General features: G+C 27.8%; 18 protein-coding genes, 1 pseudogene, 1 riboswitch and 1 other annotated feature. Of the genes and pseudogenes, 4 read left to right on the top strand and 15 right to left on the bottom strand.

Annotated elements, in window-relative coordinates; all coding sequences use genetic code 11:
* Positions 1-46: 46 nt before the first annotated feature.
* Both LLF98_RS10440 and LLF98_RS10435 read right to left on the bottom strand, forming a co-directional pair.
* On the bottom strand, positions 47-232 hold the full coding sequence (locus LLF98_RS10440) for a hypothetical protein (protein ID WP_291703272.1): 186 nt from the start codon (positions 230-232) through the stop codon (positions 47-49).
* Positions 233-365: 133 nt separating this feature from the next.
* A complete protein-coding gene (locus LLF98_RS10435; RefSeq protein WP_291703271.1) occupies positions 366-2,300 on the bottom strand; it encodes an ABC-F family ATP-binding cassette domain-containing protein in 1,935 nt (644 codons plus the stop codon).
* 345 nt (positions 2,301-2,645) lie between these two features.
* Positions 2,646-2,901: a binding site (T-box leader), on the top strand.
* 120 nt (positions 2,902-3,021) lie between these two features.
* On the opposite strand from LLF98_RS10435, the gene ilvB reads away from it, so the two are divergent.
* Together ilvB and ilvN are read left to right on the top strand one after the other, a co-directional pair.
* Complete coding sequence (ilvB, locus tag LLF98_RS10430) at positions 3,022-4,704, top strand: biosynthetic-type acetolactate synthase large subunit (RefSeq protein ID WP_291703270.1); 1,683 nt, start codon at positions 3,022-3,024, stop codon at positions 4,702-4,704.
* Positions 4,697-4,990, top strand: coding sequence for an acetolactate synthase small subunit (ilvN, locus tag LLF98_RS10425; protein ID WP_291703269.1), 294 nt, complete (start codon positions 4,697-4,699; stop codon positions 4,988-4,990). Before ilvB ends, ilvN begins: the two co-directional genes overlap by 8 nt.
* A 210-nt stretch (positions 4,991-5,200) precedes the next feature.
* Here the strand turns inward: ilvN and LLF98_RS10420 are convergent, their stop codons facing one another.
* The 8 genes from LLF98_RS10420 to LLF98_RS10385 all read right to left on the bottom strand — a co-directional run bounded on the left by LLF98_RS10420 (position 5,201) and on the right by LLF98_RS10385 (position 8,119).
* A complete protein-coding gene (locus tag LLF98_RS10420; protein WP_291703268.1) occupies positions 5,201-5,578 on the bottom strand; it encodes a hypothetical protein in 378 nt (125 codons plus the stop codon).
* Between the two features lie 30 nt (positions 5,579-5,608).
* Positions 5,609-5,773, bottom strand: coding sequence for a hypothetical protein (locus LLF98_RS10415; RefSeq protein ID WP_291703267.1), 165 nt, complete (start codon positions 5,771-5,773; stop codon positions 5,609-5,611).
* Between the two features lie 11 nt (positions 5,774-5,784).
* Positions 5,785-5,919, bottom strand: a complete 135-nt coding sequence (locus tag LLF98_RS10410; RefSeq protein ID WP_291703265.1) for a hypothetical protein — start codon at positions 5,917-5,919, stop codon at positions 5,785-5,787.
* A 93-nt stretch (positions 5,920-6,012) separates the two neighbouring features.
* Positions 6,013-6,168, bottom strand: coding sequence for a hypothetical protein (locus tag LLF98_RS10405; RefSeq protein ID WP_291703263.1), 156 nt, complete (start codon positions 6,166-6,168; stop codon positions 6,013-6,015).
* A gap of 199 nt (positions 6,169-6,367) precedes the next feature.
* A complete protein-coding gene (locus LLF98_RS10400) occupies positions 6,368-6,514 on the bottom strand; it encodes a hypothetical protein (RefSeq protein ID WP_291703261.1) in 147 nt (48 codons plus the stop codon).
* Between the two features lie 113 nt (positions 6,515-6,627).
* Positions 6,628-6,711: riboswitch (cyclic di-GMP riboswitch) on the bottom strand.
* 249 nt (positions 6,712-6,960) lie between these two features.
* A complete protein-coding gene (locus LLF98_RS10395) occupies positions 6,961-7,194 on the bottom strand; it encodes a hemolysin XhlA family protein (protein ID WP_291703259.1) in 234 nt (77 codons plus the stop codon).
* Between the two features lie 12 nt (positions 7,195-7,206).
* Complete coding sequence (locus LLF98_RS10390; RefSeq protein ID WP_291703257.1) at positions 7,207-7,431, bottom strand: hypothetical protein; 225 nt, start codon at positions 7,429-7,431, stop codon at positions 7,207-7,209.
* A gap of 19 nt (positions 7,432-7,450) precedes the next feature.
* Positions 7,451-8,119 (bottom strand): peptidoglycan recognition family protein, encoded by a 669-nt coding sequence (locus LLF98_RS10385; RefSeq protein ID WP_291703255.1) that lies wholly within the window; start codon positions 8,117-8,119, stop codon positions 7,451-7,453.
* Between the two features lie 169 nt (positions 8,120-8,288).
* Between LLF98_RS10385 and LLF98_RS15430 the strand changes: the two genes are divergently transcribed.
* Positions 8,289-8,420, top strand: coding sequence for a helix-turn-helix domain-containing protein (locus LLF98_RS15430; protein ID WP_366512094.1), 132 nt, complete (start codon positions 8,289-8,291; stop codon positions 8,418-8,420).
* Positions 8,421-8,487: 67 nt separating this feature from the next.
* Here LLF98_RS15430 and LLF98_RS10380 read toward each other — a convergent pair whose 3' ends face one another.
* The 4 genes from LLF98_RS10380 to LLF98_RS10365 all read right to left on the bottom strand — a co-directional run bounded on the left by LLF98_RS10380 (position 8,488) and on the right by LLF98_RS10365 (position 12,335).
* Positions 8,488-8,772, bottom strand: coding sequence for a hypothetical protein (locus LLF98_RS10380; protein WP_291703253.1), 285 nt, complete (start codon positions 8,770-8,772; stop codon positions 8,488-8,490).
* Positions 8,773-9,007: 235 nt separating this feature from the next.
* Positions 9,008-10,177, bottom strand: coding sequence for an HNH endonuclease (locus LLF98_RS10375; RefSeq protein ID WP_291703251.1), 1,170 nt, complete (start codon positions 10,175-10,177; stop codon positions 9,008-9,010).
* Positions 10,178-11,231: 1,054 nt separating this feature from the next.
* Positions 11,232-11,405, bottom strand: a complete 174-nt coding sequence (locus tag LLF98_RS10370; RefSeq protein WP_291703249.1) for a hypothetical protein — start codon at positions 11,403-11,405, stop codon at positions 11,232-11,234.
* Positions 11,406-11,417: 12 nt separating this feature from the next.
* Positions 11,418-12,335, bottom strand: coding sequence for a tyrosine-type recombinase/integrase (locus tag LLF98_RS10365; RefSeq protein ID WP_291703247.1), 918 nt, complete (start codon positions 12,333-12,335; stop codon positions 11,418-11,420).
* 91 nt (positions 12,336-12,426) lie between these two features.
* Between LLF98_RS10365 and LLF98_RS15425 the strand changes: the two are divergent.
* Positions 12,427-12,528, top strand: a pseudogene (locus LLF98_RS15425) (acetolactate synthase isozyme 1 small subunit); the annotation flags it as partial.
* 186 nt (positions 12,529-12,714) lie between these two features.
* Here the strand turns inward: LLF98_RS15425 and LLF98_RS10360 are convergent.
* Positions 12,715-13,527 carry an N-acetylmuramoyl-L-alanine amidase gene (locus tag LLF98_RS10360; RefSeq protein ID WP_291703244.1) on the bottom strand — a complete coding sequence of 271 codons (813 nt, stop codon included), beginning with the start codon at positions 13,525-13,527 and terminating at the stop codon, positions 12,715-12,717.
* Positions 13,528-13,697: the final 170 nt, after the last annotated feature.

Raw genomic sequence — 13,697 nt, 5'->3', positions numbered from 1 at the left:
TATCACCTGCATTTTTATTTTGTAACTTCTTCAATTATTTACTGTTCTATTCAAATGTTTTAATTTTATTTATTAAATCTATACTAATATATTGAGATTTAGAAATTCCTTTTCTAAAATATCTTATTTGCTTATAATGTTTGCCCTGAAGCTCCATATCTAAAACATCTATTCTATCCCCTTTAAATATGGTTGGTTCTGTTTTCCCTTTTAAGTAAATATGTAATTCCATAATAGTTAAATGAGATTATTCTTAAGTGAGAGTCCAAATTTTATATTTGGTTCCTTGAACTTACTCAACGAACGCAGTGAGTCGAGTTTCCTTTAAAAATAATCCCTTCCTCCTCAATTTATTATTGTTATATTTAATTATTAGCCTTATATTCTTCAATTGCTTCTGCAATTTCATTTAAATATTCCCATCGTTCATATTTATGTTCTAATTCTTTTTGTGCTTCTTCTTTTTCCTTCATTAACTCATTAAGTTTACCATAATTTGAAGAATTTTGGGTCATATCTTTTTCTAAATTTTCAATTTTCTCTTCTAATTTAGATATATTATCGTCTATTTCGTCAAATTCCTTTTGTTCTTTAAAAGTAAACTTTGGCTTATTATCTTTAATTCTTTCCTTAGTTCCCTTACTTTTTTCTTCCTTAGGTTTATCGAGAGCTGTATTAGTCTCCTCTTTAACCTTTTCTATTTCTTTTGAAATTAAGAAATCACTATAGTTACCGTTATACTCTTTAATTAATCCCTTTCCTTCATATGAGAAAATTTTATTACATATTCTATCTAAGAAGTATCTATCATGTGATACAACAATTACTACACCCATGAATTTATCTAAAAAGTCTTCTAAAATTTTTAGTGTTTCAATATCCAAGTCATTTGTAGGTTCATCTAATATTAAGAAATTTGGCGATTCCATAAGAACTCTAAGTAAATGTAACCTTCTTCTTTCCCCACCAGATAACTTTTCAATTGGAGTATATTGCATTGTGCTATCAAATAAAAATCTTTCACACATACTTGATGCTGATATCTTTGTTCCATCTTCTACAGGTATAAATTCTCCACCTTCTTTAACATAATCAATAACTCTAAGTTTTGGATCCATATTAGTATTGTCTTGAGCAAAACAACCTATTTTAACTGTATCACCAATTTCAATTGTTCCACTGTCTAAAGGAAGTTTTCCTCTAAGTAAATTAACTAAAGTTGTTTTTCCAGCACCATTTTCTCCAACAATCCCAACTCTATCATCCCTTAAAAATATGTAATTGAAATCTTTAATTAATTTTCTATCTCCAAATGCTTTACAAACATCATACAATTCAACAACTTTTTTACCAAGTCTAGAACCAACAAGAGAAATATCAACATCTTCTTGTCTTCTTATAGTTTCAGTATGTACAAGTTCATCAAATCTTTGAAGTCTAGCCTTTTGTTTAGTAGTTCTAGCCTTTGCACCACGTCTAACCCACTTTAATTCATTTCTTATTAATGCATTTCTTTTGTCTTCTTGAACTTGCTCTGTTTCAAGTCTTTCTATTTTCTTTTCAAGGAATGCTGTATAATTACCTGGATAAGAATACATATCTCCTCTATCTAATTCAATAATCCTATTTGTAACTCTATCTAAGAAATATCTATCATGAGTAATCATTAAAAGAGCACCTTTGCGTGCATTTAAAAAGTCTTCAAGCCATTCTATGGAATCTGAATCTAAATGGTTCGTAGGCTCATCTAATATAAGAAGATCACATGGAGTTATAAGGGAACATGCAAGTGCAATTCTCTTTTTTTGTCCTCCTGATAAATTTCCTACCTTTTCATGATAATCGTTTATTCCAAGCTTAGTTAAAATTGTCTTAGCTTCACTTTCTAAATCCCATAAATTTAACGAATCAATTTGTTCTTGTAGTTTAATTAAATCTTTATTTAATAAATCAAAATCTTCTGTTTTGCAAGAATTAATTTTATCTAATGATTCTTCATATTTTTTAAGGAGCTTCATTTCTTTAGTATCGCCTTTAAATATCTGTTCTAGAACAGTTGCATTTACATCAAAAATTGGGTTTTGATCTAAATATTCAATTCTAACATTCTTGCCCTTGGTTATGTTTCCTTCATAGAATTCTTCACGCCCTGACACAACCTTCAAAAATGTAGATTTACCTGCACCATTTATTCCAATCAAACCAATTTTATCTCCATCATTAATACCTAGGGATACATTGTTTAATAATGTTTTTTCACTATAACTTTTATTTATATTCTCTAAAGTAATTATATTCATTTATTTTAAACTCCTTTATGTAATGATCTACTCTTTATTTTAACACAGTAAGTTAATAATCCAAAATTAAAGACTAAAAATTATGTTTATTAATTATTTCTTAGGAAATAATTTCCATGCGAATATTTTAATCATTATAGAGTTTGTATTTTTATTAAGAAATATTACTACACTAATCTAATTTACTATAGTTTAGTTTACATAATAATTATTATATAAACTAAACTATTCACTGTGAATTTTCTGAATATTATGTGATATGTCAATAATATTTATCATAATATTCAGAAAATATTATTGACAAGTCTTACTATTTTTGAATATAATTAATACAAACTTAATAATTCAAAAGCAGAGATAAGGAAGAGTACACATATAATCAAAACGCAGAGAGAGAATATTGGCTGTAAATTCTCATGAGATATATTTGGAATGTAGCCTAGGAGCTTTTAATCGAAATCTTGATTGAGAGTAGAATTAAACGGATAGTCTACGGTTAAAAGGACAGTAATATTGGTGTTTTTCGCCTGTATTATGATGAGTGTGTATTTAATTATACAAATTTAGGTGGTACCGCGATGATATTCTCTTCGTCCTATTGTTATAGGATGAAGAGTTTTTTTATTATACAAAATTTATACAAATTAATAAATAAAACTTTCTTATGATTCATAGATTCTTATTATACAAATTAAAAATATTTATGTAAGGAGTGATTTTTTTGAAATATAATGGTGCTGAAATTGTTATTAAATTATTAGAAAATGAAGGTGTAGAATATATATCTGGTATACCTGGAGGATTTAATCTCCCAATATATGATGCTCTATACAAAAGTAAAATTAAACATATACTAGCTCGTCACGAGCAAGGGGCTGGTTTTATTGCACAAGGAATTTCAAGAAGTACAAATACAGTTGGTGTATGCTTTGCAACCTCTGGTCCTGGTGCAACTAATCTTTTAACTGCCATTGCAGATGCTAAACTTGATTCTATACCACTTGTTGCAATAACGGGGCAAGTTCCCTTATCTGCTATAGGAACAGATGCTTTTCAAGAGGTAGATGCTTACGGTTTAACAATTCCTATTACTAAGCATAATTTCTTAATCAGAAATATAAATGAGCTTTTTACAGTTATTCCCGAGGCTTTTAAAATAGCATTAGAAGGAAGACCTGGTCCTGTACTTATTGATATTCCTAAAAATATACAAACAGAAGTTATTGAATTAGAAGAGTTTACTTCTAATATTTATGAACATAAGAATTTTTCTAAGAGAAAAGATTTGAAGGGTTCTACTCTGTATTGTATGGCAGAATTAATTAATAATTCAAAAAAGCCTATAATTTATGCAGGTGGAGGTGTTATTAATTGTAATGCTTCTAATGCTTTATATGAATTTGCAAAGAAAAGTAATATTCCAGTAGCTTTAAGTCTAATGGGACTTGGTGCTTTTCCATGTGATGATGAGTTAAGCCTTAGAATGCTAGGAATGCATGGTGCACCTTCTACTAATTATTTACTTAATGAAACTGATTTGATTTTAGCTTTAGGTGTAAGATTTGATGATAGAGCTACAGGAAATGTAGAAAAGTTTTGTCCTAATGCTTCAATTATCCACATTGATATAGATCCCTCTGAAATAAATAAGATTAAAACAAGCAGCTTATCTATGGTTGCAAGCATTAATGATTTTATAGAAGATATTCTTCCACATATTGAAGCTAAACTTAGAAATTCTTGGGTTCAAAGGGTAAAATGTTTTAATAAAAAATATCCACTACCCTCTTATGAAGATATATTACACCCAGCTAATATAATTACTTTTGTAGGTAGCAAAGTACCAAGTGATACTATTGTTACTACTGATGTTGGTCAGCACCAAATGTGGGTAGCTCAAAGATATCCTTTTAAAGATTCAAAAGCCTTTTTAACTTCAAGCGGTCTTGGAACCATGGGATTTGGACTTCCTGTAGCCATAGGTGCAGCTTTAACTAACAAAGATAAAACTATAGTTTGCTTTAGTGGTGATGGTTCTATCTTAATGAATATTCAAGAACTTGCGACACTAGCTGACTTTAACCTTAATGTAAAAGTAATTATATTAAATAATCATCATTTAGGACTCGTACGTCAACAACAAGAATTATTTTATAATGAGCATTATATAGCATCACATTTTATATCAAATCCAAACTTTAAGATCATAGCAGAAGGTTTTGGTATTCAGTCTTGTGATTTAAGTAATGAGGAAGATCCTTTAGGAAAATTAGAAAAAATATTATCTATAAAAGGACCATGTGTGATTAATATACCTATTTCCGAAGTAGAAAATGTTCTTCCAATGGTTGCTCCTGGCAATTCAAATATAGAAATGATAGGTGGTGAAAACTTTAATGATTAATACTAATTTTTATCTTATTGAATTACTTGTTAGAAATCATTCTGGAGTCATGAGTCATATAACTGGACTTTTTGCTCGCCGGGCCTTTAATCTTGAGGGAATATTATGTGCACAAATAGGTGATGGTTCTACAAGTAAGATGTTTTTATTAGTAAAAAACGACTCAGTTTTGGATCAAATCATAAAACAATTAGAAAAACTTTATGATGTACTTGAAGTTTCAGTTCATCAAGATTATGATCAATCTGTATTTCAAAATCTTGATAAAGTACTTAAACTTAGATAGATAGGGAGTTATAGAGGTTTTATAGAATTAAATTATACATCTCTATTCAATATTAAATTGTGATATATAACATAATCAAAGGGTATATACAATACTTAATCAATATGTTATATGTCATAGTTGGATTATATCCTTTGTAAAAACAAATTACAAGACATAATTTCAAAAAGAAGGCTAATATGGATTATCGTATTAGCCTTCAATGATTAATTAAGCAATTATTTTTTGTACTATCTCTAAGTTCCTTCTACTAATATCCTTAGCTCCCAGCATAACGTAAATAGCATGTATATCATTTTTAAATTTCTTCTTTAGATACTGATTAACATTTTGGCTTAAATACTTTCTAATAGCTAAAATCTGCCTTCTATCAAGTTCCTTTGCCTTGAATTTATCGTGAAATTCAGTTTTAGTATAGGCATAAGCTATCTCTACTTTGGCACTTCTAATTTTGCTCCTATTCATTTTATCTACTACCATTTCGGCAGAAATTACTGATTTAGGTAATAACTTCAACTTCCATAATCCTAGATTTGTGAATAATTTTATTAATACTGGTAAAGCTAATAATGTAATGATGGTGTACATAAACACCACCTATAGATAATGCTAATTCAACTATGATTTTTTAACCTTCTTAGAATTAGTTACTTCTGTTATACCTAATAAAATAACACTACTATACATTATCATTCCTTCAAATGCTCCAAATCCGAATATATTTCCTAAACTCTTGCAACAACTGTATAAAAGGCTAAATAACTTTATATCTAAGTCAAACATTTCATAACCTCCTATTTTAATTCGTTATTTTTCATGTCTTCTAATATTAAGGTCTTAATATAATAACTAGAATTTAATTTAGATTGTAGATATTTAAGTAAATCTATTTCTTTTTCTTTAAAACTTATACTTATTTTTTTTGACATACTTCTTACCTCTCTTTACATCCTTTGATATATCTTATGCTCCTATTTGAATAAAAGTACCTCTTTTTCGGAAATTAGTGTAAAAAAATAAGGCTATTCTTTTTTAGCCTTATTCATCATATCTTTGTATATTAATTCTTTTAAATAGGCACTATGCCCTTTAAGTTCAGATTGTTGTTTCATAAAATCATACAATTTATTTTCTAATTCTGTATCTTTGAAACTTACGCTTATCTTTTTTACTCCCATATGCTCACCTACTTATCATATACTTATCAAATATAATTATATTATACTTTATAATTACAATAATTTCCATAATATAATGGCAAAAAACGAAAAAAAGGGTAATAAAAAGATTACTCTCTCTACTACCCTCTAATTTATTTGATTTATTTTTCTCTTCTTTTTTCTTTACTTTACTTTAAAGTAATTTTTATATTATATATCATAATTTATCTCTCATCTTAACAGTATTTATTAAAGCAAACATGTCTAATAAAGTCAAATCTTTTAACCCAGCAATAACTTTCAAATCAGAATTTTTCATCAAATTATCATTTATACCCCTCATAATTTCACCATTTACATTCATAACATATTCACTCCTCTTACTTAATAATTTTTTTGTAAATTCAACTTATTTATCTTTTACTAATTTATAAATAAAAAAGACCAAATAAAATTAATCAATTAAAAAATCAATTAACTTCAATTGGTCGGTTGCATCATTAACTCTGAATTTTCAAGATGCCCAAATAGAGAAAATTCTTCACAGTTCCCATTTTTTATATAATTATGTAACTTCATGTCTATATATGTATATATTATCATTATAATGAAAAAAAAATCAATATTTAATGCAAAATTTATCGATGATTAATCATTATAATTTTAATAGTGATTAATCCAGTATTTAATCAAATAAGTCAAGAAAAAAAGAAAAAAATAGGGATAGTAAAACAAGAATTTCTTCTGTCTACTATCCCTATTATGTATTGGCTTGAATTTGTGCAATTTAGCCTTATGTATTATAACATATTATTTAACTATAAATGTTTGAATCACATAAATAAAAAAGCCTACAAGTGATGTTGCTCCAAGTCCAATAAGGCCTTTTAACACACCCGTTAAGGATTTGAGATTTTCACACAAATTTTTAAGTTCTGTTCTAAAACTCGCAACTTCCTGTTCTATTTTATCTATCCTACAATCATGATTATTCAATCTTTCTCCATAAGTTTTGATTTTATCTTCTATTAAATCTTCTGTCATTTTATGTACCTCCTATTCTGCTTTTTCATCTGTTTTTGCTATTGGTAAATCTAATCCCTCTGTATGAGGATTATTACAGATCCCTAAAACCACTAAAATTAAACATACAATATTAATAGTAGTATTAAGCCATTGTAAATCTACGTTTACTCCAAATTGATTAAGTAATAAGCCTGTGAATCCCACCAATGAAATTATAGTCCCTGTATTTTTGAATTTTTCTAAATAATTTAACATTTATATCACTCCATTTCTATTATTGTTCTATTGAATAAAACCATGAACCTAAAATTGACTTTAATTCGTTGCATTTTTCAATGTCCAAATATTGTGTTTCAATCCAACATCCTTTTGCATTGCCTCGAAAATAACACTTAATTCCATTAAAATATTTCAATACATAATTTGCATCTACTCCATTAAAAGAGTTATCTCCATTGCTTCCATTAGGTAAATATTGAGTTACAACATAGCCTATTGTATTATTAGTTTTCATATTCTTAAAATCGCTTAATGGAAAATTAGTTCCTGGACAATCTGTTGAATAAAGTTCCTTATGACCGTATATAGCTAATGTTCCATACTTATTAAATAAGTAATTAATTAATTCTATACCTGCATCATATTGTACAGAAGTCATTGTTTCAGTCATATAAGCACCCTCAAAACAGATACCTAAACTTCCAGTATTGCTACCTTGGCAATGTGCTCCTATAACATTATCTGGTCTACCCTTATAAATAGAACCGTCTTTTCTTACAAAGTAATGATATCCAATTCCTATCCACCCATTGTTTAAATGCCATGAATGAATGTCTTGAACGGTACAATTTGAAGCATCTGCATTATGTAATACAATTTTATTTGGTACATTCCCATAAGTAAAAGAACCATTGAATTGTAATCCTGCATCTATAATATTCATTTTATATATCACTCTCCTATTATTTTTTATTGTTTAGTTTAAATTAAAAAGAGTAGCAACATTTGGAGTTATTACTCTTCTGAGCATACTTTACTTTACATAATAATTATTCAGTAATCAATTTAGGACAATAAAAAAAGAACCTCATAAGTCCTTCAATATTGAGTAAATTTATTCTGTTGTTAAATTATGTTACTCTTCGTCCAATCTTCCTATAGAGCACTTAAATAAATTTTGTGAATATTTTAATTGCGGGCTTAATGGTATAATTGAATATATAAAAGATGAGAATGAAAAATAGAAGCACTAAAGTTGGTGCTTCTATTTTTTGCATAGAAAAAGAATCCTTTTATAGGATTCTTAATAAATTATTTTGTTGCCCAAGGACTTTCAGCATTATCTCCTACAATTTGTTTAATTTGTTGTAGTATTTCTTCTTGAGTCAATTCTTTTATATTATTATCTGCTATTTCTTTTGATACTTCACTAAATATTTTATTCACTTCATCTATTGACAAATTAAAATGCTTAGCAGTTTCTTCAAAGACTACATCATCATGTTTACTCGGAAAATAGCCACCATCTTTTTCTTTTAATTCATCCCATTTTTTATTACAGAAGTTGTATATTCCTTTTTTATAAGTTCTATCCATCCCCTCACCTCCTCATAGATTTAATTCTACAATTCAGCATAAATTCCTTTAAATTACAAGGGAATATTTAAAAAATTTGTTAGTGCCAAATATGGAACTAAGGTTAGGACTAGGACATAATGTCGCTCCAAAATATTTTAGGGTCACAATCGTGCACCTAATGGCTCATGCCCATTTGTGAGAACAAACAAAAGAAAAGACCACCTATTTATTTAGGTAGCCTTGGTATAATAATTTATTTTTTAAATTTGTTTTCTCTATGCCATTTTAGATATTTCTTCTGTTCTTCTAAAATATTCATCTTAATAGTTTCTGGTTTTATTATATCTAAATCATGTTTTGATAATTTACTTGATACCATAACATTCCCTTCATCTGTAAAAGAAATTAATCCTTTATCAAATATTCCATCATGTCCGTTACAAAATAAAAATCCATTATATAAATCTGTAGCTTCATTGTTTTCACTTTTACTAAAATCCTTTATATGACTTGCCACTAATAACTCTCTACTCTCAATACCACAAATTTGACACTTTCCATAGTATTTTATTAAATCTTCTCTGTATTCCGCTTGACCTATTCTTCTCTTCTGTATCGTAGTTTTATATTTTTCTTTTATTTCTTTCTGATTTTTAAATCTTATTTGTTTTCGTAGATAATTATTTTCATCATATGGCAACCCATATGACCACACAAGATAATCAATTAAAAATTTTAAATTTCCTTCATGCTCAATTAATAAATAACTATTTTCTTCAATAAGCAATTTACATGCTAGGCTATAATAGCACAAATCATCTTCTAAAAGATTATTTTTTAGTATATATTTATATAGAAATTCATCATTTTTTTGCTGAGAAATAATTCTTCTTTTGGTATATTCATTAACATATGGAATGTATAACGCTGGCATACAATCCCACATATCCTCTACATATCTTAATGCTTTAGCATAGTTTATACAACTATATTCCCATTCCACTTTACAATTACACTTATATTCTTTCATTGCCTCTTTCACAAAATGTTTTCTTAGTAAATTGTCTGTATCATATGGATTTCCATAAGACCAATATAAATAATCCAATATGCTGTCAACATTTTCTTCTTTATTTAGATAATATTCATCATCTTTTAATAATAATTTATTAGCTATTTCTAGATAGCAAAGTTTTTCTCCTAATATATTATTATCGATTAAATAATTATATAACACTTTATCGTTTTTAGTGAATGAAATTATATCTTTCACTCTATATTCTTCATAAAAAAAATAATACTGAGCTGGATACATCTCAAAATCTGTTCGTTTGGATAACCAATCTGTTGTTCTATTTTTACATTTTTTCAAACATTCTTTGCAACAATTACATTTAGATTTTGTATCATTAGTTTTTTGCATAGCATACCTCCTAAATAATATAATTTATATTTACAGGTTTACTTTATGCAAAAATTCTACATTTACTCTTATTTTTTTATTTTCTTCTATTTTATTCTATTTAATTATTTAATTTATTTGTTATTATTTTTTAACCTATTTAAGCCATTCTTAAGACCTTTATTGAAAAATATGTAAAAATATATTCTTAATATTCAACTCTAAATCCACCAACATCTCCAATAACACCAGTAATAATGCGTATTAACGCTTATATTAGCTTTTCTCGTTTATTTATTTAATTTGTTTTTTAACGCAAAAAATAAGCTAAGGATTATTCCCTAGCCTATCTAAAATATATTCCTATCTATTCGCCCATATCTTAATCATTTGAAATATAACACATCCAGATATTATTCCTGAAATAAAAATACAACCCAATTCTATTGCTCTCATATATCAAACACCTCGCTTTAGATTAAGTATTTACATATTAGGATTGTTATATTCTAATTTTCTAGTTGACTATGGATTCAAAGCTGATATATTGCATTTACCTGTGGACACTTTTGAAGCGAAACGCAATAAGCCCTAAGTTTTTAAACCTAAGACTTGTTTCTGCATGTTACTGAATTGTATCCTCGCTTTAACACTCTACTTATAAATAAGCCTTTACCATAATTGCAAACTGTTGCCCTGCAATATGTATACTATTGACTTAAATCCCGTTCTAATGAACCAGTTCCCTAATAACACCCATATAATTTTCAGACGGTCATATGTACCCGACTAACGGGCATATTCTTAAAGTAGAGAATAATAACATGTCCGACCTTCATTTCTGCATCAGCGAGGCTACTTACTAAGATATTTTATACTTGTCCCAGTGCATAGCAAGTAAAGTTCAGTTAAAATTTTCCGAACTTAATAAGCCATACCCTCTTTTATTTTTTTCAAAATTGTGGTACTATTAATTTACAGTGATTAAGTACCTTTTTGAGGGTATGAATTATAAACAGTATTCAATTATTGTTTTAGGCAACTAGATACTTTTGCAGAGTACCTAGTTGTTTTTTTATTGTAAAATTTCTTTAATTTGATTCAATGTGTAAACACCTTTTCCAAATATCTCACTAAAAAAATATTTAAGTTCTGTAATTTCTATATCCCGTAAATGTTCTTCTTGCATAAATAGTAAAACGTCTTTAAAATGTCCAAAGCAACCATATTTAGTTGTTATCTCTAACATATTTATCAACTCCTATTTCTTATAATTAGAGAGAGGGCTCGTTTTTGAACTCATCTCCACTATTTCTTTATCTTTTAATCCTTTTAGATATCTACTTGTTACTGAGACATCTGAATGCCCAAGATTAACGGATAAACTGTATAAATCTAAATTATTTTTCAAACTTGTTACCGCATAGTAATGACGGCAAGTATGAGGAGAACAGCGGATACCTGAATCAACATTACTTTTTTGCCCTGCTATTTTTACTACTCTTTCTACAGCTTCAACTGTTAGTTTCTTTCCTCGATAAGATAAAAACAAATGTGCATCTACATCTAATGTCTTATTAATAAAATAGATTTCTCTGCATCTTACATACCTCGTAATAGCTTTCTTTGTGTATGGACTTAAAGATACAATTCTGTCTTTTCTGTTTTTAGGCTCTTTTATAGTGATATAGTTATCTGATATATCATTTAATTTTAGTTTCAGCAGTTCTGAGCATCGAATTCCACAATCTACCAATACACATAAAATTGCCTTATCTCTAATTGGCAAAAATTTATTACCTTGAAATGTATTTATCATTCTTGAAACTTCTTCTTCTGTAAATACGTTAATAATTGGCTTATTTTGCTTTAATAGTTTAACATCGATAACTGGATTATTTTCAATAAAATTTTCTTCTTTTGCATATTTTAAAAATGATTGTAAACTTTTTATAATTGAATTAATATAAGTTGCTTTTCTTTGAGCTTGTTTTAATCCTGCTACATAAGATTTAATATTAATTGTTTTTAAATCATCAACTTTTCTTATATTGTATTTATCTTTTAAATAATTACAGAAATTTAATATTCTACTTTTATAAGAAATTATTGTCTTTTGACTATAGTTTTGTATTTCTAATTCTAAAATATATTCTTCCAATAAATCTTCCAATAACAAAAATACACCTCCATTTATAAACAGAGATGTATTCCGTAGTCTAAGCTATTTTTTTAATTTATATATCCTCCAAACCCCCTAGAATAGCCAAAAACAATTAGAAAAACTTTATGATGTACTTGAAGTTTCCCTTCATCAAGATTATGATCAATCTGTATTTCAAAATCTTGATAAAGTACTTAAACTTAGATAGATATACTATTTTATAATATGAATAAAAAAAATAGGGTAATAAACATTTCTGCTTACTACCCTATCAACTAATGAAAAAACTTTCTGAAAATATTATTATAATTAAGTTTCCTTAACGAATTGAAAAAATGTATCAGTTTATAACTACTATACCCTGGCACATTCTTCCCTAAACATATTTATTTATTTATTGCACCCATGCTCCAGTTTCATCTACTTTATAACCGTCTGGAGTAGTACAATCTACATATAACGCACCACTTGAATTAAAGCAATAGCATTCTCCATCTATCCATAACCATTCTGATTTAGCCATTACACATGAATTCTTTAAATAATACCATAGTTTATCTTTAAACCAAACTGATTTACGTGCATATCCTTGAGAATCAAAGCTATACCACTCTGAATTAATAAGTTTCCATTGGTCTTTATAGTAATACCCATTAGCAATATCCGTACAATACCACCAACCTGTAGCATTTTGATTCCAACCTAACTTAGCAGTAGAACTAGAAGATGCACTTTGCACTCTTGTTTTAAATACATACCATTTTGCCCAACTATTAGCCATAAATGAGCCTGGACAACTCTTTCTACTTGCATCATAATGACGAACAACCTTATCTATGCCTATCCCATATTTGCTCATTAAATACTTAACTAAATTAACAGTATTAGTAACTGTAGCCTCAGTAGGATTACCATCTGAACCAAGGCACATTTCTATTCCAAGAGAGTTTTTATTAGTAATTCCGTATGAACCACCACCATCTCCACAATGCCAACTATAATAATTATCAGTATCTATTATTTGAATTATATTATTGCTATCTATAAAGAAATCAGCACTTGCACCTCTATTACCACCACTAAAATAATCATGTTCGTTTTGTGCTGTTGCCCCTGCATCTCCTGTATCATGAATTACTATATATATTGGATTACTACTTCTTGAAGACCTATTATAACTTATAAATTGTTTTTGTATATCTAACATTCCCTCACGCTTCCTCTCTAGTTTATATTTATAAAGGGGGTGTTGCAAAATGATTTTTCAAATCATTTTGAGCAACATCCTCTTTTTATGTATTTTTGAATAAACAGAGTAAAAATCTATGATAAAAATGAGTCCATTTTGAGTTAATAATTATTTTTGAACATAACAAA

Source organism: Clostridium sp., assembly GCF_021372645.1.
Taxonomy (GTDB): Bacteria; Bacillota; Clostridia; order Clostridiales; family Clostridiaceae; genus Clostridium.
This window is presented reverse-complemented; position numbering and strand designations above follow the sequence as displayed.

Excerpts from the sequence above, each read along its gene's own strand:
- LLF98_RS10440 (WP_291703272.1), bottom strand. The coding sequence starts at position 232 with ATGGAATTACATATTTACTTAAAAGGGAAAACAGAACCAACCATATTT.
- LLF98_RS10370 (WP_291703249.1), bottom strand. The coding sequence starts at position 11,405 with ATGTTAGAGATAACAACTAAATATGGTTGCTTTGGACATTTTAAAGAC.
- LLF98_RS10410 (WP_291703265.1), bottom strand. The coding sequence starts at position 5,919 with ATGTCAAAAAAAATAAGTATAAGTTTTAAAGAAAAAGAAATAGATTTA.
- LLF98_RS10420 (WP_291703268.1), bottom strand. The coding sequence starts at position 5,578 with ATGTACACCATCATTACATTATTAGCTTTACCAGTATTAATAAAATTA.
- LLF98_RS10395 (WP_291703259.1), bottom strand. The coding sequence starts at position 7,194 with ATGACAGAAGATTTAATAGAAGATAAAATCAAAACTTATGGAGAAAGA.
- LLF98_RS10415 (WP_291703267.1), bottom strand. The coding sequence starts at position 5,773 with ATGTTTGACTTAGATATAAAGTTATTTAGCCTTTTATACAGTTGTTGC.
- LLF98_RS10360 (WP_291703244.1), bottom strand. The coding sequence starts at position 13,527 with ATGTTAGATATACAAAAACAATTTATAAGTTATAATAGGTCTTCAAGA.
- LLF98_RS10375 (WP_291703251.1), bottom strand. The coding sequence starts at position 10,177 with ATGCAAAAAACTAATGATACAAAATCTAAATGTAATTGTTGCAAAGAA.
- ilvN (WP_291703269.1), top strand. The coding sequence starts at position 4,697 with ATGATTAATACTAATTTTTATCTTATTGAATTACTTGTTAGAAATCAT.
- LLF98_RS10405 (WP_291703263.1), bottom strand. The coding sequence starts at position 6,168 with ATGGGAGTAAAAAAGATAAGCGTAAGTTTCAAAGATACAGAATTAGAA.
- LLF98_RS10435 (WP_291703271.1), bottom strand. The coding sequence starts at position 2,300 with ATGAATATAATTACTTTAGAGAATATAAATAAAAGTTATAGTGAAAAA.
- LLF98_RS10390 (WP_291703257.1), bottom strand. The coding sequence starts at position 7,431 with ATGTTAAATTATTTAGAAAAATTCAAAAATACAGGGACTATAATTTCA.
- LLF98_RS10380 (WP_291703253.1), bottom strand. The coding sequence starts at position 8,772 with ATGGATAGAACTTATAAAAAAGGAATATACAACTTCTGTAATAAAAAA.
- LLF98_RS10385 (WP_291703255.1), bottom strand. The coding sequence starts at position 8,119 with ATGAATATTATAGATGCAGGATTACAATTCAATGGTTCTTTTACTTAT.
- LLF98_RS10400 (WP_291703261.1), bottom strand. The coding sequence starts at position 6,514 with ATGAATGTAAATGGTGAAATTATGAGGGGTATAAATGATAATTTGATG.